The 17,047-nt window shown below is 46.2% G+C and carries 16 protein-coding genes; 15 read left to right on the forward strand and 1 reads right to left on the reverse strand.

From position 1 onward, the window contains the following. Positions 1 to 4 precede the first annotated feature (4 nt). Genes sdaAA through ACY8DT_RS11610 form a run of 3 tightly spaced genes read left to right on the forward strand, consistent with a single transcriptional unit; the run spans position 5 to position 3,509 of the window. On the forward strand, positions 5 to 877 hold the full coding sequence (sdaAA, locus tag ACY8DT_RS11600; protein ID WP_462420470.1) for an L-serine ammonia-lyase, iron-sulfur-dependent, subunit alpha: 873 nt from the start codon (positions 5 to 7) through the stop codon (positions 875 to 877). Between the two features lies 1 nt (position 878). Continuing rightward, positions 879 to 2,849: an ATP-dependent DNA helicase RecG gene (gene recG, locus ACY8DT_RS11605; protein WP_462420471.1), complete on the forward strand. Its 1,971-nt coding sequence runs from the start codon at positions 879 to 881 to the stop codon at positions 2,847 to 2,849. After that, positions 2,850 to 3,509, forward strand: a complete 660-nt coding sequence (locus ACY8DT_RS11610; protein ID WP_462420472.1) for a class A sortase — start codon at positions 2,850 to 2,852, stop codon at positions 3,507 to 3,509. 58 nt (positions 3,510 to 3,567) lie between these two features. On the opposite strand, the gene ACY8DT_RS11615 is transcribed toward ACY8DT_RS11610, so the two are convergent. Continuing rightward, the gene (locus tag ACY8DT_RS11615; protein WP_462420473.1) at positions 3,568 to 4,755 is read right to left on the reverse strand and encodes an NADH-dependent flavin oxidoreductase; all 1,188 of its coding nucleotides are present in this window, start codon (positions 4,753 to 4,755) and stop codon (positions 3,568 to 3,570) included. A gap of 166 nt (positions 4,756 to 4,921) precedes the next feature. Between ACY8DT_RS11615 and ACY8DT_RS11620 the strand changes: the two genes are divergently transcribed. The 12 genes from ACY8DT_RS11620 to smc all read left to right on the forward strand — a co-directional run bounded on the left by ACY8DT_RS11620 (position 4,922) and on the right by smc (position 17,043). Beyond that, positions 4,922 to 5,932: an LLM class flavin-dependent oxidoreductase gene (locus ACY8DT_RS11620; protein ID WP_462420474.1), complete on the forward strand. Its 1,011-nt coding sequence runs from the start codon at positions 4,922 to 4,924 to the stop codon at positions 5,930 to 5,932. 21 nt (positions 5,933 to 5,953) lie between these two features. After that, on the forward strand, positions 5,954 to 6,286 hold the full coding sequence (locus ACY8DT_RS11625; RefSeq protein WP_462420475.1) for a glycine cleavage system H family protein: 333 nt from the start codon (positions 5,954 to 5,956) through the stop codon (positions 6,284 to 6,286). Positions 6,287 to 6,364: 78 nt separating this feature from the next. Beyond that, a complete protein-coding gene (locus ACY8DT_RS11630) occupies positions 6,365 to 7,138 on the forward strand; it encodes a protein-ADP-ribose hydrolase (RefSeq protein WP_462420476.1) in 774 nt (257 codons plus the stop codon). Between the two features lie 16 nt (positions 7,139 to 7,154). Further along, positions 7,155 to 8,036, forward strand: a complete 882-nt coding sequence (locus ACY8DT_RS11635) for an SIR2 family NAD-dependent protein deacylase (protein ID WP_462420477.1) — start codon at positions 7,155 to 7,157, stop codon at positions 8,034 to 8,036. A 5-nt stretch (positions 8,037 to 8,041) separates the two neighbouring features. Continuing rightward, positions 8,042 to 9,064, forward strand: coding sequence for a lipoate--protein ligase (gene lplA / locus ACY8DT_RS11640; RefSeq protein WP_462420478.1), 1,023 nt, complete (start codon positions 8,042 to 8,044; stop codon positions 9,062 to 9,064). Positions 9,065 to 9,196: 132 nt separating this feature from the next. Further along, positions 9,197 to 9,769: a transcription factor FapR gene (gene fapR / locus ACY8DT_RS11645; protein ID WP_462420479.1), complete on the forward strand. Its 573-nt coding sequence runs from the start codon at positions 9,197 to 9,199 to the stop codon at positions 9,767 to 9,769. After that, positions 9,762 to 10,739 carry a phosphate acyltransferase PlsX gene (gene plsX / locus ACY8DT_RS11650; protein ID WP_462420480.1) on the forward strand — a complete coding sequence of 326 codons (978 nt, stop codon included), beginning with the start codon at positions 9,762 to 9,764 and terminating at the stop codon, positions 10,737 to 10,739. Before fapR ends, plsX begins: the two co-directional genes overlap by 8 nt. Next, positions 10,739 to 11,644: an ACP S-malonyltransferase gene (fabD, locus tag ACY8DT_RS11655; protein ID WP_462420481.1), complete on the forward strand. Its 906-nt coding sequence runs from the start codon at positions 10,739 to 10,741 to the stop codon at positions 11,642 to 11,644. The genes plsX and fabD overlap by 1 nt, the downstream gene beginning before the upstream one ends. Then, positions 11,631 to 12,374: a 3-oxoacyl-[acyl-carrier-protein] reductase gene (gene fabG, locus ACY8DT_RS11660; RefSeq protein ID WP_462422266.1), complete on the forward strand. Its 744-nt coding sequence runs from the start codon at positions 11,631 to 11,633 to the stop codon at positions 12,372 to 12,374. The genes fabD and fabG overlap by 14 nt, the downstream gene beginning before the upstream one ends. Before the next feature lie 33 nt (positions 12,375 to 12,407). After that, a complete protein-coding gene (locus ACY8DT_RS11665; protein ID WP_462420482.1) occupies positions 12,408 to 12,641 on the forward strand; it encodes an acyl carrier protein in 234 nt (77 codons plus the stop codon). Between the two features lie 102 nt (positions 12,642 to 12,743). Then, positions 12,744 to 13,493, forward strand: a complete 750-nt coding sequence (gene rnc / locus ACY8DT_RS11670; RefSeq protein WP_462420483.1) for a ribonuclease III — start codon at positions 12,744 to 12,746, stop codon at positions 13,491 to 13,493. 10 nt (positions 13,494 to 13,503) lie between these two features. Beyond that, a complete protein-coding gene (gene smc / locus ACY8DT_RS11675) occupies positions 13,504 to 17,043 on the forward strand; it encodes a chromosome segregation protein SMC (protein ID WP_462420484.1) in 3,540 nt (1,179 codons plus the stop codon). The last annotated feature ends 4 nt before the right edge of the window (positions 17,044 to 17,047 follow it).

Here is a 17,047-nt window from a genome sequence, read left to right on the forward strand (position 1 = left end):
TATTATGTTTAATAGTATTGCACAATTAATAGACATGGCAAATTCCGAAAATAAATCCATCAGTGAAATTATGATGGAGCAGGAAATGAGAGTTTCGAAACGTTCATATCTGGAGGTGTATCAGGATATGGAACGCAACCTTGATGTTATGCAGAACGCGGTCGATGAAGGTCTCGGCGGTGTGGCGAGCAAGACCGGCCTGACAGGCCATGATGCAGTGAAAATGAAGAAATATATCGAGAGCGGCAAAGGTCTCAGCGGCGATATGAACCTGCTTGCCATCGCCTATGCGGTCAGTACGAACGAAGTGAATGCGGCGATGGGCAAAATATGTGCGACACCGACAGCGGGTTCTGCCGGCGTGGTGCCAGGTGTCTTGTTTGCGCTGAATGAACAGAGAAACTTGACAAAAGAAGATATGGTCAGATTTTTATTCGCCTCGGGCGCATTCGGTTTCGTCGTTGCCAACAACGCGAGCATTTCCGGAGCAGCGGGCGGCTGCCAGGCTGAAGTCGGCAGTGCGAGTGCAATGGCTGCAGCAAGTCTCGTTGAAGCGGCAGGCGGCACGCCTGATCAGTCCGGACACGCTTTTGCGATCGCTTTGAAAAATATGCTCGGTCTCGTCTGTGACCCTGTCGCAGGGCTTGTCGAAGTACCTTGTGTCAAAAGAAACGCAGCCGGTGCATCAAATGCACTGACAGCAGCGGACATGGCACTCGCGGGCATCGAGTCAAGAATTCCTGCAGATGAAGTGGTCGAGGCGATGTATAAGATCGGTCTCACAATGCCTTCTGCGTTACGTGAAACAGGACGCGGCGGTCTTGCGGCAACGCCTACAGGAAACCGTCTGATGCAGGAAATTTTCGGAGAAGGATAAAATGAGCGCGATGTATGAAGTCATCACATCAAAAACAAGTGTCAGTCAACTGAATGGAGTGGGTGAAAAAACTGCAGAGAAACTTCATGCGCTCGGTATACATGATGTGAACGATGTCGTCTTTCATCTGCCGACCGGCTACGTAAACCAGTCGGTGGTGGATTTGAGGGAAGCGCCGCATGAGTCTTCCATAACAGTGGAAGGCACTGTCGTGACCGAACCGAAACTTGCCTTCTTCAGACGCGGCATGAGCCGGCTGACATGTTTCATGGATATTAACGGCATCCATACGAAAGTCGTCTTTTTTAACCAGCCCTACTTGAAGGAAAAGCTGGTCATCAATGAATTTGCACGGCTCTACGGCAAGTTCAACAAGAACAAACTGGAAATAAACGGCCAGAAGCTGATTTATGATACCTCTCCAGGTTATACAGTACGCTACAGCCTGAACAAAATGATGCATGCCAGGACGTTCAGCAAATTTGTGAAGGAAGTCTTTGAAAACTATGACTTCAACCATGATCTGCCGGAAACGCTCAAAAGCAAGTATCAGCTCATTCCGCTCAGGGAAGCGTTGTACCGGCTGCATTTTCCATCGGATTCAGACAGTCTGCATCAGGCGAGACGGACCGTTAAATTTTATGAGCTGTATCAGTTCCAGTTGAAGCTCATGCATAAAAGGCAAAAGGAACGCGTGAGAAATGAACATTACATCATCGACTATGATATCGAAGCTTTGAAAAGATTTATACGCACACTGCCGTTTGAATTGACGGGAGATCAAAAGACGAGCGTCAATGACATATGCAGAGATTTCAAGCAGAACGTATCGATGCACAGACTGCTGCAGGGTGATGTGGGGAGCGGCAAGACCATCGTTGCCGGGATTTGTGTCTATGCGGTCAAAACGATTGCTGAACAAAGTGTGGTCATGGTGCCGACTGAAGTGCTCGCCAATCAGCACTATGATTCTTTCAAGGATACTTTCAAAGACGAATTGACGATAGAGAAGCTGACGGGGACGACGTCGAAAAAAGAGAAAGCCCGCATTTTAGAGGAGCTTGCTCTCGGCAATATCGACTTATTGATCGGCACGCATGCATTGATTGAAGACGATGTCATATTCAACAGATTATCGTTCATCATCATAGATGAACAGCATCGTTTCGGTGTAAACCAGAGACAGAAGCTCCAGAAGAAATCTTTCCGTAAGAACATACTATACATGACTGCGACGCCGATTCCGAGAACATTGTCAATTACGACATTCGGTGATATGGATGTATCCATCATCCGTGAAATGCCGAAAGGCCGGAAACCGGTCATCACTTCATGGCATACATTTGATGAACTCGACTATGTCATGAGTGAAGTGAGAGCTGCCCTCAATGAGGGCCACAGTACTTACGTGGTCGCCCCCCTGATTGAGGAATCAGAAACGCTGGACTTGAAAAATGTCAGTGAAATCTATCAGACGTTTGTCACTGCCTTCGGTGAAGATACAGTGGAACTTGTCCATGGCAGGATGAAACCGGAAGAGAAGAACAGCGGTATGCAGCTTTTTGAAACACTGCAGAAGAAAGTGTTGATATCGACGACGGTCATCGAAGTCGGCATCAATGTGCCGAACGCGACGATGATGGTCATCTTCAACGCCGAACGTTTCGGTCTGTCGACGCTGCATCAGCTGAGAGGCCGTGTGGGGCGCAGTGACAAACAGAGTTACTGTCTGCTTGTCAGTCAGCCGCAGACGGATAATGCCAAGCTGCGTATGGAGATCATGACTTCGACATCCGACGGCTTCGAACTGAGTGAAAGAGACTTGGAAATGCGCGGCCCGGGTGATTTTTTCGGTGTCCGTCAAAGCGGTCTGCCGCAGTTCAAAGTGGCAGATCTGACAGAGGATTACCGCATGTTGGAGTATGCGAGAAAAGAAGCGGTCAGTGTATTTGAACATATGGGAGGTGCCTAGATGAGAATGATCATGAGAACCACCGGCGTGCTGCTCATAGCAGCAGCTGTTGTGTTGTTTTTCTGGCAGGATATACGTGAACATTTTACTGACAGGGTCAACGACCGTGTAATTGAGGCATTTCAAAACGGCGACGAGGATGTTGAAGTCAATTCCGTTGAAAGTTTCATCACCGGAATCGAACCGGATGCTTCAGCGAACACTGAAGACGAAGCAGATAATCTGGATAACAGAGGCATCAACATCAGTGACGATATGGCTGGTGTATTGAATATCGACAGTGCAGAAATCAGTGAACCGCTGTACTACGGACCTGTCACAGAAGCCAAAATGCGCAACGGTATTTCATTTGTACACGAAGATGACCATCTGGATATGCAGAACATGCCCATTGCAGGCCACCGTGTGGAAGGTGCCGGCATACGATTCAATTACTTGGACCGTGCGGAAATCGGTGACACGATAGAACTCGTGACAAGGAACAACGTCAGGGAATATGAAATCACTGAAATTTTCAATGTGGATCCCTCACAGGTTGAAGTGATGGATCAGAACGGGGATAACCCCCAGGAACTGACACTGATCACATGTGATTCGTATAATCCCGATACTCTGTTGTTCGAAGAGAGGATGATTGTCAAGGCAAAAATCATAGAGTAAGCCACAAATATGAAACAACCCCGATTCCAGGATGGTATCGGGGTTGTTTCCATCTATGCTATTTTTCTTCTGCGAGTTCTCTCAGCTCATCTCTCGTCTCTTTCGGCAATCCCTCACCGTAATCCATCATGCGTACGATGTCCTTAAATGCCGCCCGAGGTATTTTCAAGTCATCCAGCTCATCGATGGTGAACTGCAGGTCGATTTCGTCCTCCCGGCCTTCTTCAAGCTTGTTCACAAAATCGGGTTCTGTAATGAACGGGCTGGACGCACCGACCATATCTGCATGGTCCAGCGCTTCAAGCGCTTTCTCCGGGCTGTTGACTCCGCCGGTAGCCATCATCGGGATTCTGCCCCTGACATGTTCATAGACGACTTCGTTGACGAGCCTGCCTTTGTTCGGGCCCTCTGCGCGCACTTCGTTTTGATAAATATTGCGGCCCCAGCTGGCGATTGCGAGATAGTGGATATCTGTAATCTCTTCTGCACGGTCCACAAACTCCAGAAACTCATCGACAGTATAGCCGATTTCACTGCCCCGTGTTTCTTCCGGTGTCCCTCTGAAGCCGAAGATGAAGTCTTCCGGTGCTTCTTCTTTTATGACATCACTCACTGCCTTGATCACTTCAAGACCGAAGCGGGATCTGTTTTCAAGCGTGTCCGGGCCGTATTCGTCCTCGCGCTGGTTCGAAAACTTGGAGAAGAAAGTCTGAATCAGAAGACGCTGTGCTGCTGAGACTTCGACACCGTCGAATCCAGCTTTTATTGCGCGTCTTGCTGCATCGGCATACTGCCTGACGACTGCATCTATTTTACGTTTCGACATCGGCAGCACCTGGTGTCTGACCGGTACGTTCAGTTCCATGAAGCTCGGTCCGTAGACGACGCCGAGGTCCAGTATTGCCTGGTTGGAGAACCGTCCGGCATGCGTCAGCTGCAGTATTGCCTTGGAACCGTCCTTTTTCATGGCATCTGCAAGCTTTGTAAGACCGGGTATCGTCCGGTCATCACTCACGCTGAAGCCGTATTCGAAAAGCTGGCCGTAAGGTTCGATGTAGGCTGCGCCCGTCACCTGGATCGGTGCAGAATCTGCACGGCGTGCATGGTAGAGTTCATCTTCTTTTGTCACATGGCCGTCCGCCGTGGACGAATTCGTAATCATCGGGGAAAGGACGAAGCGGTTTGCAAGTTCAATTCCGTTCTTTAATTTTAAAGGTTCGAATAATGGTGCGTATTTACTGTTCATTTCCTGGCTCCTTAATCAGCTTGCTGACAAAATTCATTATATTAAAATTAGCAATAGAACAGCTTTGTGTCAATGAATGGGAAGTTCATACCATTGACGGTGAATTTTACGGAAGCTATAATAAGTATGTTAAATATTTGCATTGAATGCCAAAGGATTTGTGTGAATGGTAAAACTTAATGTACTTGACTATGCAGTAGTGGATGAAGGCAGAACACCGAAAGAAGCAATCGCGGAAACTGTTGAACTGTGTCAAAAAGCCGAGGAACTGGGCTACTACAGGTTCTGGATGGCGGAACATCACGATGTCAGTGCTTTTGCGAGCAGCAGCCCTGAAATGCTGATGATGCATCTGCTCGGAGAGACAAAGTCGATCAGACTCGGTTCAGGAGGTGTGATGATTCCACACTACAGCCCGCTGAAAACCGCTGAGAATTTCCGGATGCTGGAAACGATATATCCCGGCCGTGTGGATCTCGGGGTCGGCAACACGATCGGTACGAAAATCGTCAACCGTGCGTTGAATGAAACACGGCGCAGAAAACAGCGCTACGAAGATAATATCAGTGACATCATAAAGTATGTCACCAACACGGATGATCCGGAACACCGGTATAACGGCCTCAAGGCGAATCCGGTGAGCCCCGGCAACCCGGAAATGTGGATGCTGAGCACAAGCGTCCGTTCCGCAGAGACAGCTGCCCGGCAGGGCACGGGCTACACATTCGGGCTGTTCCCCTATGCTTCAGAAGATAAGACAGAAGTCGGCAGGGAAGCAGTCCGTATATACAGGGAGAATTTCCAGCCGTCTGCAGTCATGAAAGAGCCGACTGTCATGGTTGCCCCTTTTGTTGTCGCGGCAGAAACTGAAGAAGAAGCCGATCAGCTTGCACGGCCGCTGGATCTGTGGCTGCTCGGCAAAGATAATTTCAGTGAGTTCGACCGGATGCCTTCGGTTGAAACTGCTGAAAATTATCCTTATACTGAAACAGACAGAAAAAATATAGAGAGCAACCGCACGCGCATGGTCGTCGGGGATAGAAAAAGTGTCGCATCACAACTATCATCAATCATAGAAACATTCGGCGCAGATGAGCTGATGCTCATACCGCTCATCCCGGGCGCAGAAAACAGACAGCGTGCACTGGAAACAATCGCTACAGAATTGATAATATAAATTGCAGAAAGTGGGATCAGAATGAAAAAATTGGCGAATTATTTATGGGTTGAAAAGAACGGTGAGGAATACACACTGATTATGACACCGGAACTGCAGGATGATGTGGGAACGGTCGGATTTGTCGAATTCACGGAAAATAAAACCGTGGCAAAAGATGATTCACTGCTTGAGCTTGAAGGTTCAAAGACTGTGCTGGATCTAACATCTCCGCTTTCTGGTGAGATTGTTGCAATCAATGAAAAAGCTGAAGATTCACCCGAACTGTTGAACTCTGCAGACCCTTCAGAAAGCTGGGTAGTGAAGTTGACAGCTGTTGATGAAGCTGATTTTAATGCACTTGAAAATGTATAAGTGTCAGTAAATTTAAATTTTAGCTTGCATTCATGTGTCACAACATGGAATGTAAGCTTATTTTTTAGAAATCAGGTGATGGTCATGTCCCAACAGGAAAGACTGAATTATTTAATTTCATATATGAAACGTGAAAAGAATGAGGAAGAATCAATGCCGGAAGATTTTGACGAAAGATTCGAAGTTTTCCGCGGACTTGCCAACGCACGTCCGGCTGAACCGGTCACGGAGGAATTCATTGAAATCCAGGACGCTTTTTTAAAAGAGGATAATGGTGAAGGTGTTACAGATCTTAAGACACTGACACCGGTTTCCGGCAGCCTGTATTTATGGCAGGGAGACATTACGAAGCTCAAGGCGGATGCAATCGTCAATGCCGCCAACCCGGATATGCTGGGCTGTCTTATACCGAACCATAACTGCATCGATAATATCATCCATACGAAAGCAGGCGTGGAACTTCGTCTGGAATGTGCAGAGATGATGGAAGCGCAGGGCAGAAAGGAAGCGGTCGGCAGAGCGAAGATCACTTCCGGTCATAATCTGCCGGCGGATCACGTCATTCACACCGTCGGCCCGTATGTCAGAGACGGCAAAGTCTCTCCCATGAAGAAAGACCTTCTCAAAAAGTGCTACACCAGCTGTTTGAAACTTGCCGATGAGAAGGGCCTTTCAAATATCGCTTTTTGCAGCATATCGACGGGTGTTTTCGGTTTTCCGAAAGAAGCGGCGGCGGAAATCGCTGTTGATACGGTCAAAAAATATTTACAGAATACCAAAACTGGACTCGAAGTCATCTTCAATGTATATGATGATGAAGATCTGGAAATTTACAGGAGACATCTAACATAAGGAAGGTCGAATTTCTATGAAAAATTGGAAGACGTTAGAAACAGAGAATGATGAAAGCAGACTGCTTGAGGGGCTGATCGATGAGGCGGATGCAATCGTGGTCGGAATCGGGGCCGGTATGTCCGCAGCAGACGGATTTACATATATCGGTGACCGGTTCAAAAAGAATTTTCCGGACTTTATTGAAAAATATAACTGGTTCGATATGCTGCAGGCGAGCCTTTTCGAGTTTCCTTCAAGGCAGGAATACTGGGCGTTCCAGAGCCGCTTTGTCGAGTTGAATTATCTTGATCAGCCGGCGGGGGAAGCATACATCGCACTCAGGAAGATGATCGAGGATAAGAACTATCACGTCATTACAACAAATGCGGACAATGCTTTTTACGCAGCGGACTACGATATGGATAAAGTATTTTATTACCAGGGGGAATATATATTATGGCAGTGTTCCAACTTCTGTCATCAGCAGACTTACCGCCATGATGATAAAATCCGTGAAATGGTGCGTGCGCAGAAAGACATGGAAATCCCGTATGAGCTCATTCCATACTGTCCAAAATGTGACGCGCCGATGGAAATCAATAAGCGCACCGCGGACAAAGGGATGGTCGAAGACGGTGATTTCGAGGCGGACCGCGCGAAGTACGAAGCATTTCTCGAAGAAAACAGTTCAGGCAAAGTGCTCTACCTTGAAATCGGTGTCGGTTATACGACACCCCAGTTCATCAAGCATCCGTTCTGGAGAATGACCCGCAGCAACGAAGATGCACTGTACGTGCCGATGAACCAGAAATCCTACAGGACGCCGAAAACTGTCAGACCACAGACCGTGGCGCTCGCCGGCGATATTCAAAAGAACATTTTAAATGCACATAAACAATTAACATATGAAGGATGATTTCAATGTATCTGATCGAACCATACAGAAACGGTGAATATATTACAGATGGTGCGTATGCTACTGCACTGCAGGTGCATGTCCAGCAAAATATATTTCTGGATGATGGCATCATCTTTCCATACTACTGCGATCCAAAACTTGAAATCGGCAGATTCCAGAACGCAGCAGCTGAAGTGAACCAGGACTATCTGGATGAGAACGGCATCATGCTGATGAGAAGGGAAACCGGCGGCGGTGCAATTCTTGTCGATGATGGTGCAGTGAACATCTGTTTTTTAGTTTCTGAAGACAGCGGTCTGTACGGCGACTATAAAAAAATGTACGAGCCGGTCATACAGGCGCTTAAAAATCTCGGCGTCCGCAACGTGGAGCAAAGCGGCAGGAACGATCTCGTCATCGACGGAAAGAAAGTGTCCGGTGCGGCGATGACACTGACCAAGGGCCGTGTATACGGCGGTTTCTCACTGCTGCTCGACATCAACCCGGAGGCGATGGTTGCGGCACTCAATCCGAACCGCAAAAAAATCGAATCCAAAGGAATAAAGTCCATCCGTTCTCGTGTAACCACCATTCGTGAACATCTGGCACCGGAGTATAAGGATGTGACGACGTCGGAGTTCAAAGATCTCATGATCAAAGAACTGCTCAGCCTGAAAGATATGGATGATGCAAAACGTTATGCGCTCACCAGTGAAGACTGGCAGTCGATTGACAGACTTGTTGAAGAAAAATATAAAAACTGGGACTGGAACTACGGCAAATCCCCGCAGTATTCATATAACCGGGATGCACGCCTCACTCCGGGAACAGTGGAAGTGTCACTCGAGATCAGATCCGGTAAAATCCGCAGCTGTTCAATCTTCGGAGATTTCTTCGGCCAGGGCGACATCAAAGATGTGGAAGAGTCGCTGATCGGTTCACGTGTTGAAAGAAGTGAACTGCAGTCGGTGCTGGGTAAGCTCGACCTCAATCATTACTTCGGCAAAATCGAAGCGGAAGAGCTTGTAAACCTCATATTAAGTTAAAAACATACTCTTGGAGTACTTTCTAAATGAAAGTGCTCTTTTTATTTTCTGAAAAACTTATAAAATCATTTGAAATCCTAAATACACTTATATATACTGATTTTAGTACCAACTACTAAATGAGGTATCAGTATGTCAAAATATAAAAAAAGTGAACGGCAGGAAATACTGGTTGAGAGAATCAACGAAGATCCCTTCCTTACCGATGAGAAGCTTGCAGAAATCTTCAATGTCAGCATTCAGACCATCCGTCTGGACAGACTGGAGCTCGCCATACCCGAGCTCAGGGCGCGCATTAAGAATGTTGCGACAGAAGAAGTGGACAAGATCAAAAGTCTGTCGCTGCAGGAAGTCACCGGTGAGATTATTGATATTGAACTGAATTCACAGGCATTGAGTCTGTTCATCATTGAAGAAGGACATGTATTTGAAAGAAACCAAATTGCAAGAGGCCACTTTTTATTCGCACAGGCGAATTCATTATGTGTTGCTGTAATCAATGAGCCGCTGGCTTTGACCCGGAGTGCCGACATCGAATTCATAAGACAGGCAAAATTAAATGACAAAGTCATATCGAAGGCGGTTGTAAACGATATGGATAATAACAACGCATCCATTACGGTCGAATCCAAAGTGGACGGCAGATTGATATTTAAAGGACAGTTTGAAATGTACTATTCGAATGAGGGTGATAATATTGGTTAAAATTGCGGTCGATCTTATGGGCGGCGATAATGCACCGGAGGCGATCGTCGACGGTGTGATGAAGGCAGTGGAAGAGGACGGCTCCATTGAGGTTCTGGCTTACGGATTAAAAGGCAGTTACACCGGTTCGCACCCGAGAGTCCAATTCATCGAAGTCACTGAAAAAGTGGAGTCTGAAGACGATCCGGTGAAGGCTGTCCGCAGAAAGAAGGACAGTTCTTTAGTCCGCGCGGCAAAAGCGGTCAAAGACGGTGAAGCACATGCCTGTGTATCCGCAGGCAACACAGGTGCAATAATGAGTGCGGGATTATTCGTTGTCGGCAGAATAAAAGGCATCGAACGCCCGGCAATCGCGTCAATTATCCCGAACACTACCGGTAAAGGAATCATGCTCCTTGATATGGGCGCGAATTCCGACAATAAGCCGAAACATCTGTACCAGTTTGCTGAAATGGCAAGCATCTACATGGAAGGCATTGAAAACAGACATAATCCTGAAGTCGGTCTGATCAATATCGGCAGTGAGGAAAATAAAGGAAATGAAGTGACGAGAGGCGCTTTTGAACTGCTGAAAGAAAGCGACCTGAATTTCGCGGGCAACTTCGAAACACGGGACATCATTTCCGGCACGATCGATATTGCGGTGACAGACGGTTTTACAGGAAATATCGTACTGAAGACGATTGAAGGCACTGCAAAATCAATGATGACAGAAGTGAAAGATATATTTTTAAAGAGTACGAAAAACAAGCTGGCCGCAGGCGTTCTGAAAAAAGATTTCGGCAGTATAAAAGATCTGCTCGATTACAGAAAGGTCGGCGGTGCACCGCTGCTCGGCCTGGACGGCTACGTTCTGAAAGCGCATGGCTCAAGTGATGCGTTCGCATTTCATAATGCTGTCAAGCAGGCAAAACGCATGGCAGAGAGCGGCGCACTGGAAAAAATCAAGGAAAAGGCGGGTGAGGAATAATGGCTGAAATCATTTTATTCCCTGGGCAGGGCGCCCAGTACAGCGGAATGGCAAAAGATCTGTATGAGAACAACCCGGGTGCAGAAGAAGTTCTGGATGAAATTTTCAATGAACTGGATTTCGATTTGAAATCGATCATGTTTGAAGAAGATGAGCGTCTGAACCAGACAGAGTTCACGCAGCCCGCCCTGTTTGCACATTCTCTCGCTGTCATTGCCGCAGCGGACATCAAAGGCGACTTCGTGCTCGGCCACAGTCTCGGAGAGCTTCCGGCTTTGGTACACGCGGGTGTGCTGTCTATGTCCGACGGTGTGAAAATCGTGCAGAAACGCGGGGAGCTGATGAGCCGGTCGGAAGGCGGTAAAATGGCGGCGGTCATCGGTATGGACTATCAAGATCTGATTGAACTGTGTGAATCCGTATCAGATGATTCGCTCAAAGTCTCACCGGCAAATATCAATGCGCCTGACCAGGTGGTCGTTTCCGGTGATGCAGAAGCGGTCGACAGTTTTTCAGAGAAGGCGAAAGAACACGGTGCGAGACGTGTCATGCCATTGAACGTTTCCGGAGCATTCCACTCACATCTGATGAAAGAAGCACAGGATGAATTCAGAACTTTCATTGATAATATCGAATTCAAGAATGCAGAAATCCCTGTCATCCAAAATGTCAGCGCCCAGCCTGAAACAGACGGCGAGACAGTGAAAAGACAGCTTGTCGAACAGATCACAAGCCCTGTAAGATTTGTCGAATGCATTGAAACAGCTGCTGAACACGGAGTGACAGCAGGAATCGAAGCCGGACCTAAAAAAGTGTTGAAAGGTCTGGTGCGTAAAATCGATAAATCAATATCAGTACAAAATATTGATACATTAGATCAGGTAAAGGAGTATTCAGATGACTAAAACAGCATTAGTAACAGGATCGTCAAGGGGTATCGGCAGAGGTATCGCTCTTGAACTTGGCAGGGAAGGATATCATGTCTTCGTCAATTACTCAGGGTCCGAAGATAAAGCGAATTCAGTTGTCGAGGAGATAAAGGAAGCGGGCGGCAGTGCAGAGAGCTATCAGTGCCACGTGGAAATCTATGATGATGTAAAAGCGATGATCAAACATATTACAAGTGCACACGGGTCGATCGATGTAGTCGTCAACAACGCCGGTGTGACAAAAGACGGTCTGTTGATGAGAATGAAAGAAGCGGACTTCGACCGTGTGATCGATGTAAACTTGAAAGGGACTTACAATGTCATTCAAAACGTCACGCGCCCGATGCTGAAACAGAAGTCAGGCAAAATTATCAATATATCAAGCATCGTTGCATCACTCGGCAATGCGGGACAGGCGAACTACGTCGCTTCAAAGGCGGCGGTGGACGGGCTGACGAGATCCGTCGCCCGTGAACTGGCTCCAAAAGGGATTACAGTCAACGCGATTGCTCCCGGTTTTATAGAGAGTGAGATGACTGATGTACTGTCTGATGAAATAAAAGACGGCATGCTCAGCCAGATTCCGCTTCAACACTTCGGAAATGTGCAGGATATTGCAGATACTGTGAACTTCCTTGCGAGCGGTAAGGCGGACTATATTACCGGCCAGACAATTCACGTCAACGGCGGTATGTACATGGGATAACCGCTGTGATATTATTAAAGGGAGGTGAGATATATGGCAAACTTTGACAAAGTAAAAGACATCATTGTCGACAAACTTGGAATTGATGAAGAGAAAGTCACTAAAGACGCATCTTTCAAAGATGATCTGGGTGCAGATTCATTGGACATTGCAGAACTTGTAATGGAACTTGAAGATGAATTCGAAATGGAAATTCCTGATGAAGAAGCTGAAAAGATTCTTACAGTCGGCGATGCTCTTGACTATATCGACAAATTAGAAAAATAATTAAAAGAGATAAAATCCACTTGAACAAGTGGATTTTATTTATGAATTTCTTTTCCAAATGAAATATTTTGGATAAAATGGAAAGACAGGGGTGAGTGATAGATGAAGGCAATCTCGAACAAGGTGAATAAAGATAAATATGCCCTCGATAAGATTGACAGTTTCAATAAATTGTTCAAAGATTTTCAAAAACGTATCAATCTTGAGCTTGGTGAACATCAGATATACCAGCAGGCATTTATGCACAGTTCCTTCATAAATGATCTGAACTTGAATAAAATTTATAATAATGAGCGCCTCGAATTTCTCGGCGATGCTGTACTAGAATTGATGGTGTCAGACTTCATTTACAAAAAGTTCCCGGAATTACCTGAAGGGGACCTGACGAAACTCAGAGCAAACATTGTGTGTGAACCTTCACTTGTAGTATTCGCAGTTAAATTGAAAATGCCGGAGCTCATCATCCTCGGCAAGGGTGAGGAAAAGACGGAAGGGCGCAGCCGGCCGTCGATCATTTCTGACACATTTGAAGCATTTTTAGGTGCGCTTTATCTTCAGGAAGGGCATGAGACGGCAGAACGCTTTCTACAGGAGTACATCTTTGTAGACATCAAAGATGCCCACTATAATGCAGTCGTGGATTATAAAACTTTATTGCAGGAAGAGACGCATAAAAAGTATAATAAAGAACTTCAGTATAAATTGCTGAAAGAATCAGGGCCGAGCCACAATAAGAGTTTCGAAAGCGGCGTCTTCATAGACGGCAGGCAGCTGGGGACCGGACACGGCCGTTCAAAAAAGGAATCAGAGCAGCGTGCTGCCGAAAACGCATTGTTCGCGATTCACGACTAGGAGCAGGAATATGGTTTATTTAAAATCAATAGAAGCGGATGGTTTCAAATCATTCGCCAATAAAGTGGATATAAAGTTTGACAGCGGCCTGACGGCGGTCGTCGGTCCGAACGGCAGCGGTAAAAGTAATATTACTGATGCAATCCGCTGGGTGCTCGGTGAGCAGTCTGCGAAATCGATACGCGGTGTCAAAATGGAAGATGTCATCTTCAACGGCACAGATTCAAGAACACCGATGAACGCTGCCAAAGTCAAGCTGCAGCTGGCAAATGAAAGCCGTACGCTGCCTGTGGATTCGGATGAAGTGAATATCATGCGCAAACTGTACAGAAATGGTGACAGCGAGTATTTCATCAATAACGAACGTACACGTTTAAAAGAGATTACTGAGCTGTTCCTTGATTCGGGGCTCGGTAAAAATGCCTACAATATCATTTCCCAGGGAGAAGTGGAGTCACTGCTGAAAGCACGGGCAGATGAGAGAAGAACGCTTATCGAAGAAGTTGCCGGTGTAATGAAATATAAAAAACGCAAGAAAGAATCGGTGAAAAGGCTTGAGGAGACGAAAGACAACTTAAACCGCATCAACGATATCATCCAGGAACTGTCATCCAGAGTAGAAAAGCTTGAAATTGAAAGTGCCAATGCACAAGAGTATCTCGCATTGAAGGAAGAGATGAAAAAGGCGGATATCGAGGTCAATATTTACGATATCAACCATCTTCTCCAGCGTCTTGAAACCGAAAACAAAACTGTTTCTGATTCTGAAGACCAATTGAAGAAATACCAGCTGCAGACTGCAGATCTCGACCGGGAACTATCTGAACTCAGTTCGAACCGGGACGCGGAAGATACGACCTCGAGAGCGCTCAACAGAAAAATCATTGAAACATCGAAGAAACTTGAACAGCTGAACGGGAAAATCGCGCTTTTCGAAGAGCGGAAATCCAATAAAGGGCAGATGAAAGAAGATTTATCCGAACGTCTGGAAACGAGGCATGCCGAGCGGGAAAAGCTGGACGGTCTTGTCAAGGAATTAGGGGAAGAACTGGCAGAATATGACAGCATGATTAAATCACTGAAAGAAAGTCTGAAGGAAACAGAGCAGAAAAGAATATATTTAAGCGAAGATAACAGCGATGAGATAGAAAGTCTGAAAGATGACTATTACGAACTGATGGTTGAAAAAACCACGCTTGAAAATGAACAGAAAAGAAATGCAGAAATATTAAACGATCAAAATTCGCACTACAGCCAGCAGAAACTGCGTCTTCAGGAGCTTCAAAAAGAAGTTGCCGAATATGAAAGAGAGTTGACCGGCAGACAGGCTGAGCTTAAGAGCAGCGAAGAAAAGTTAAATACATTGAGGGAAACTTATAAAAGAAAGACAGCTGACAGGGACAGCCTGAATCAATCCTACCTTGAAGAAAATGCCAAGCTTGAAAAAAGCATCCAGTATTACAATCAGCAGAAATCAAAACACGATATGCTGAAAACAGTACAAAATGAGTACAGGGGCTATTTTCCGGGTGTAAGAGCCGTCTTGAAAAATGACGGACGATTGAATGGTGTAGTCGGTGCGGTCGGTGAACTGATCGATGCAAAGAGCAAATACGTCACAGCACTCGATACGGCACTTGGCGCAGCGAGTCAGAACATTGTCATGCAGAATGAAAATGACGCTAAAAAGGCGATACAGTACTTGAAGAATCTGAAACGCGGTTTTGCAACATTTCTTCCGCTTGACGTCATTAAAAGGCGTCAGCTGAATCAGCAGATTCAAAATACGGTGAACAATTCACGGATTAAAGCAGAAGTGCTGGCTGATGTAGTCGATACCGATCCGGCATATGAAAACATCATATGGCATCTGCTCGGGACGACGCTTGTCGTCGATACGATTGATGACGCGAGTAAAATTGCCGGAGAAGCGGGACACCGGGTGAAGATTGTGACGCTTGAAGGTGAAACTGTATTTCCGGGCGGCGCAATGAGCGGGGGTTCAAAGCAGTCAAAAGGGTCCGTTTTGGAAACTAAAAATGAAATTGATGAAATCAGTAAAAAACTGTCGGAATATGGCGGTCTGATTGAAGCCCAGAAGAAAAAGGTAGGAGATTTGAGCGAAAGCATTACAGATATTGATATGAACGTTCGGAAACTGGAAGATGAGGGCAGAGAACAGGGTGACCGGTTCGATGAGCTGAAACGGCGTGTATCGTCCATCAGCTACCAGCTCGAGTCAAGACAGGAAACACTGCAGATGATTACGGATGAACTGTCTTCAAGACAGCAGCAGACCGATGATGCAGATTACAGTGAACAGATTGAAAAGAAAAATCAGGAACTTAAAAATCTGGATGAACGCATCCGTCTGATCAGCACATCAGATAAAGATAAGAAGACAGAATTGAAATTGTTATCCGACGAATATAATGCAATCCAGAATGAGATGACAAAAACGACTGAACGTCACAACTACAAAAAGAGCGAGCATGCCAGGCTGAACGAACAGCTGCAGGAAGTCACCGAAGATATAGAAGAGATCGAAAACGAGCAGGAAATCGTATCACTTGATCTGACGACTCTGGATGTCCGGGCGCTTGAAACCGAGCAGAAGGAACTGGAGACGGCACTCGATGCACTTTATGAAGAGGCCGATGATATTTCAGAGAAACAGCACGGCCTGAAAGTGAGCTATCAGGAAAAGAGTTCAGAAAGAGAAGAAATATACCGTCAGTCCGAAACACTGCAGGATACGCTCCGTCAAGCGACGGGCCAGAAAGAAAAATTGGATGCCCAGCTGGAACAGAAACTTGAGTATTTATCGGATAATTATAAGACGACTTATGAACATGAAAGCAGTAAATATACCGAGTTCACAGATATTGATAATAAAAGACTTCAGATCAATTTGAATAAAAAGAGCATCGAAGAACTGGGGCCTGTGAATATCGGAGCGATTGAAGAGTTCAAAACGGTGGATGAGCGGTATCAGTTCCTTAAAGTTCAGGAAGAAGATCTGCTTGAAGCGAGAGAGACGCTGCTTGATGTCATTGCGGAGATGGATGATACGGTGGCAGAACGCTTCGAGACTGCCTATCATGAAGTAAACCGCCACTTCGGTGAAGTATTCAAAGAAATGTTCGGCGGCGGTCTTGCTGAACTGAGACTGACTGAAGAAGATGACTATTTAAATTCCGGCATTGAAATCTATGCGCAGCCGCCGGGCAAGAAATTATCCAGCCTGTCGTTGTTATCCGGCGGGGAGCGGGCTCTGACGGCCATCAGTCTTTTATTCAGCATGTTGAAAGTGAGAGTCAGCCCTTTCATCATCTTGGATGAGGTTGAAGCGGCGCTCGATGAGACGAATGTGGTGCGTTATGCACAGTATTTGAAAAAGCTTTCCGAGGATATACAATTCATTGTGATTACGCATAGAAAAGGTACAATGGAAGAGGCGGACAGACTGTTCGGCGTGACGATGCAGGAGCGCGGAGTCAGCCAGCTGATCAGTGTGGATCTGAAAGAATATGAAGAAACCAATGTTTAAGATT

This window comes from Salinicoccus sp. Marseille-QA3875 (assembly GCF_054950095.1).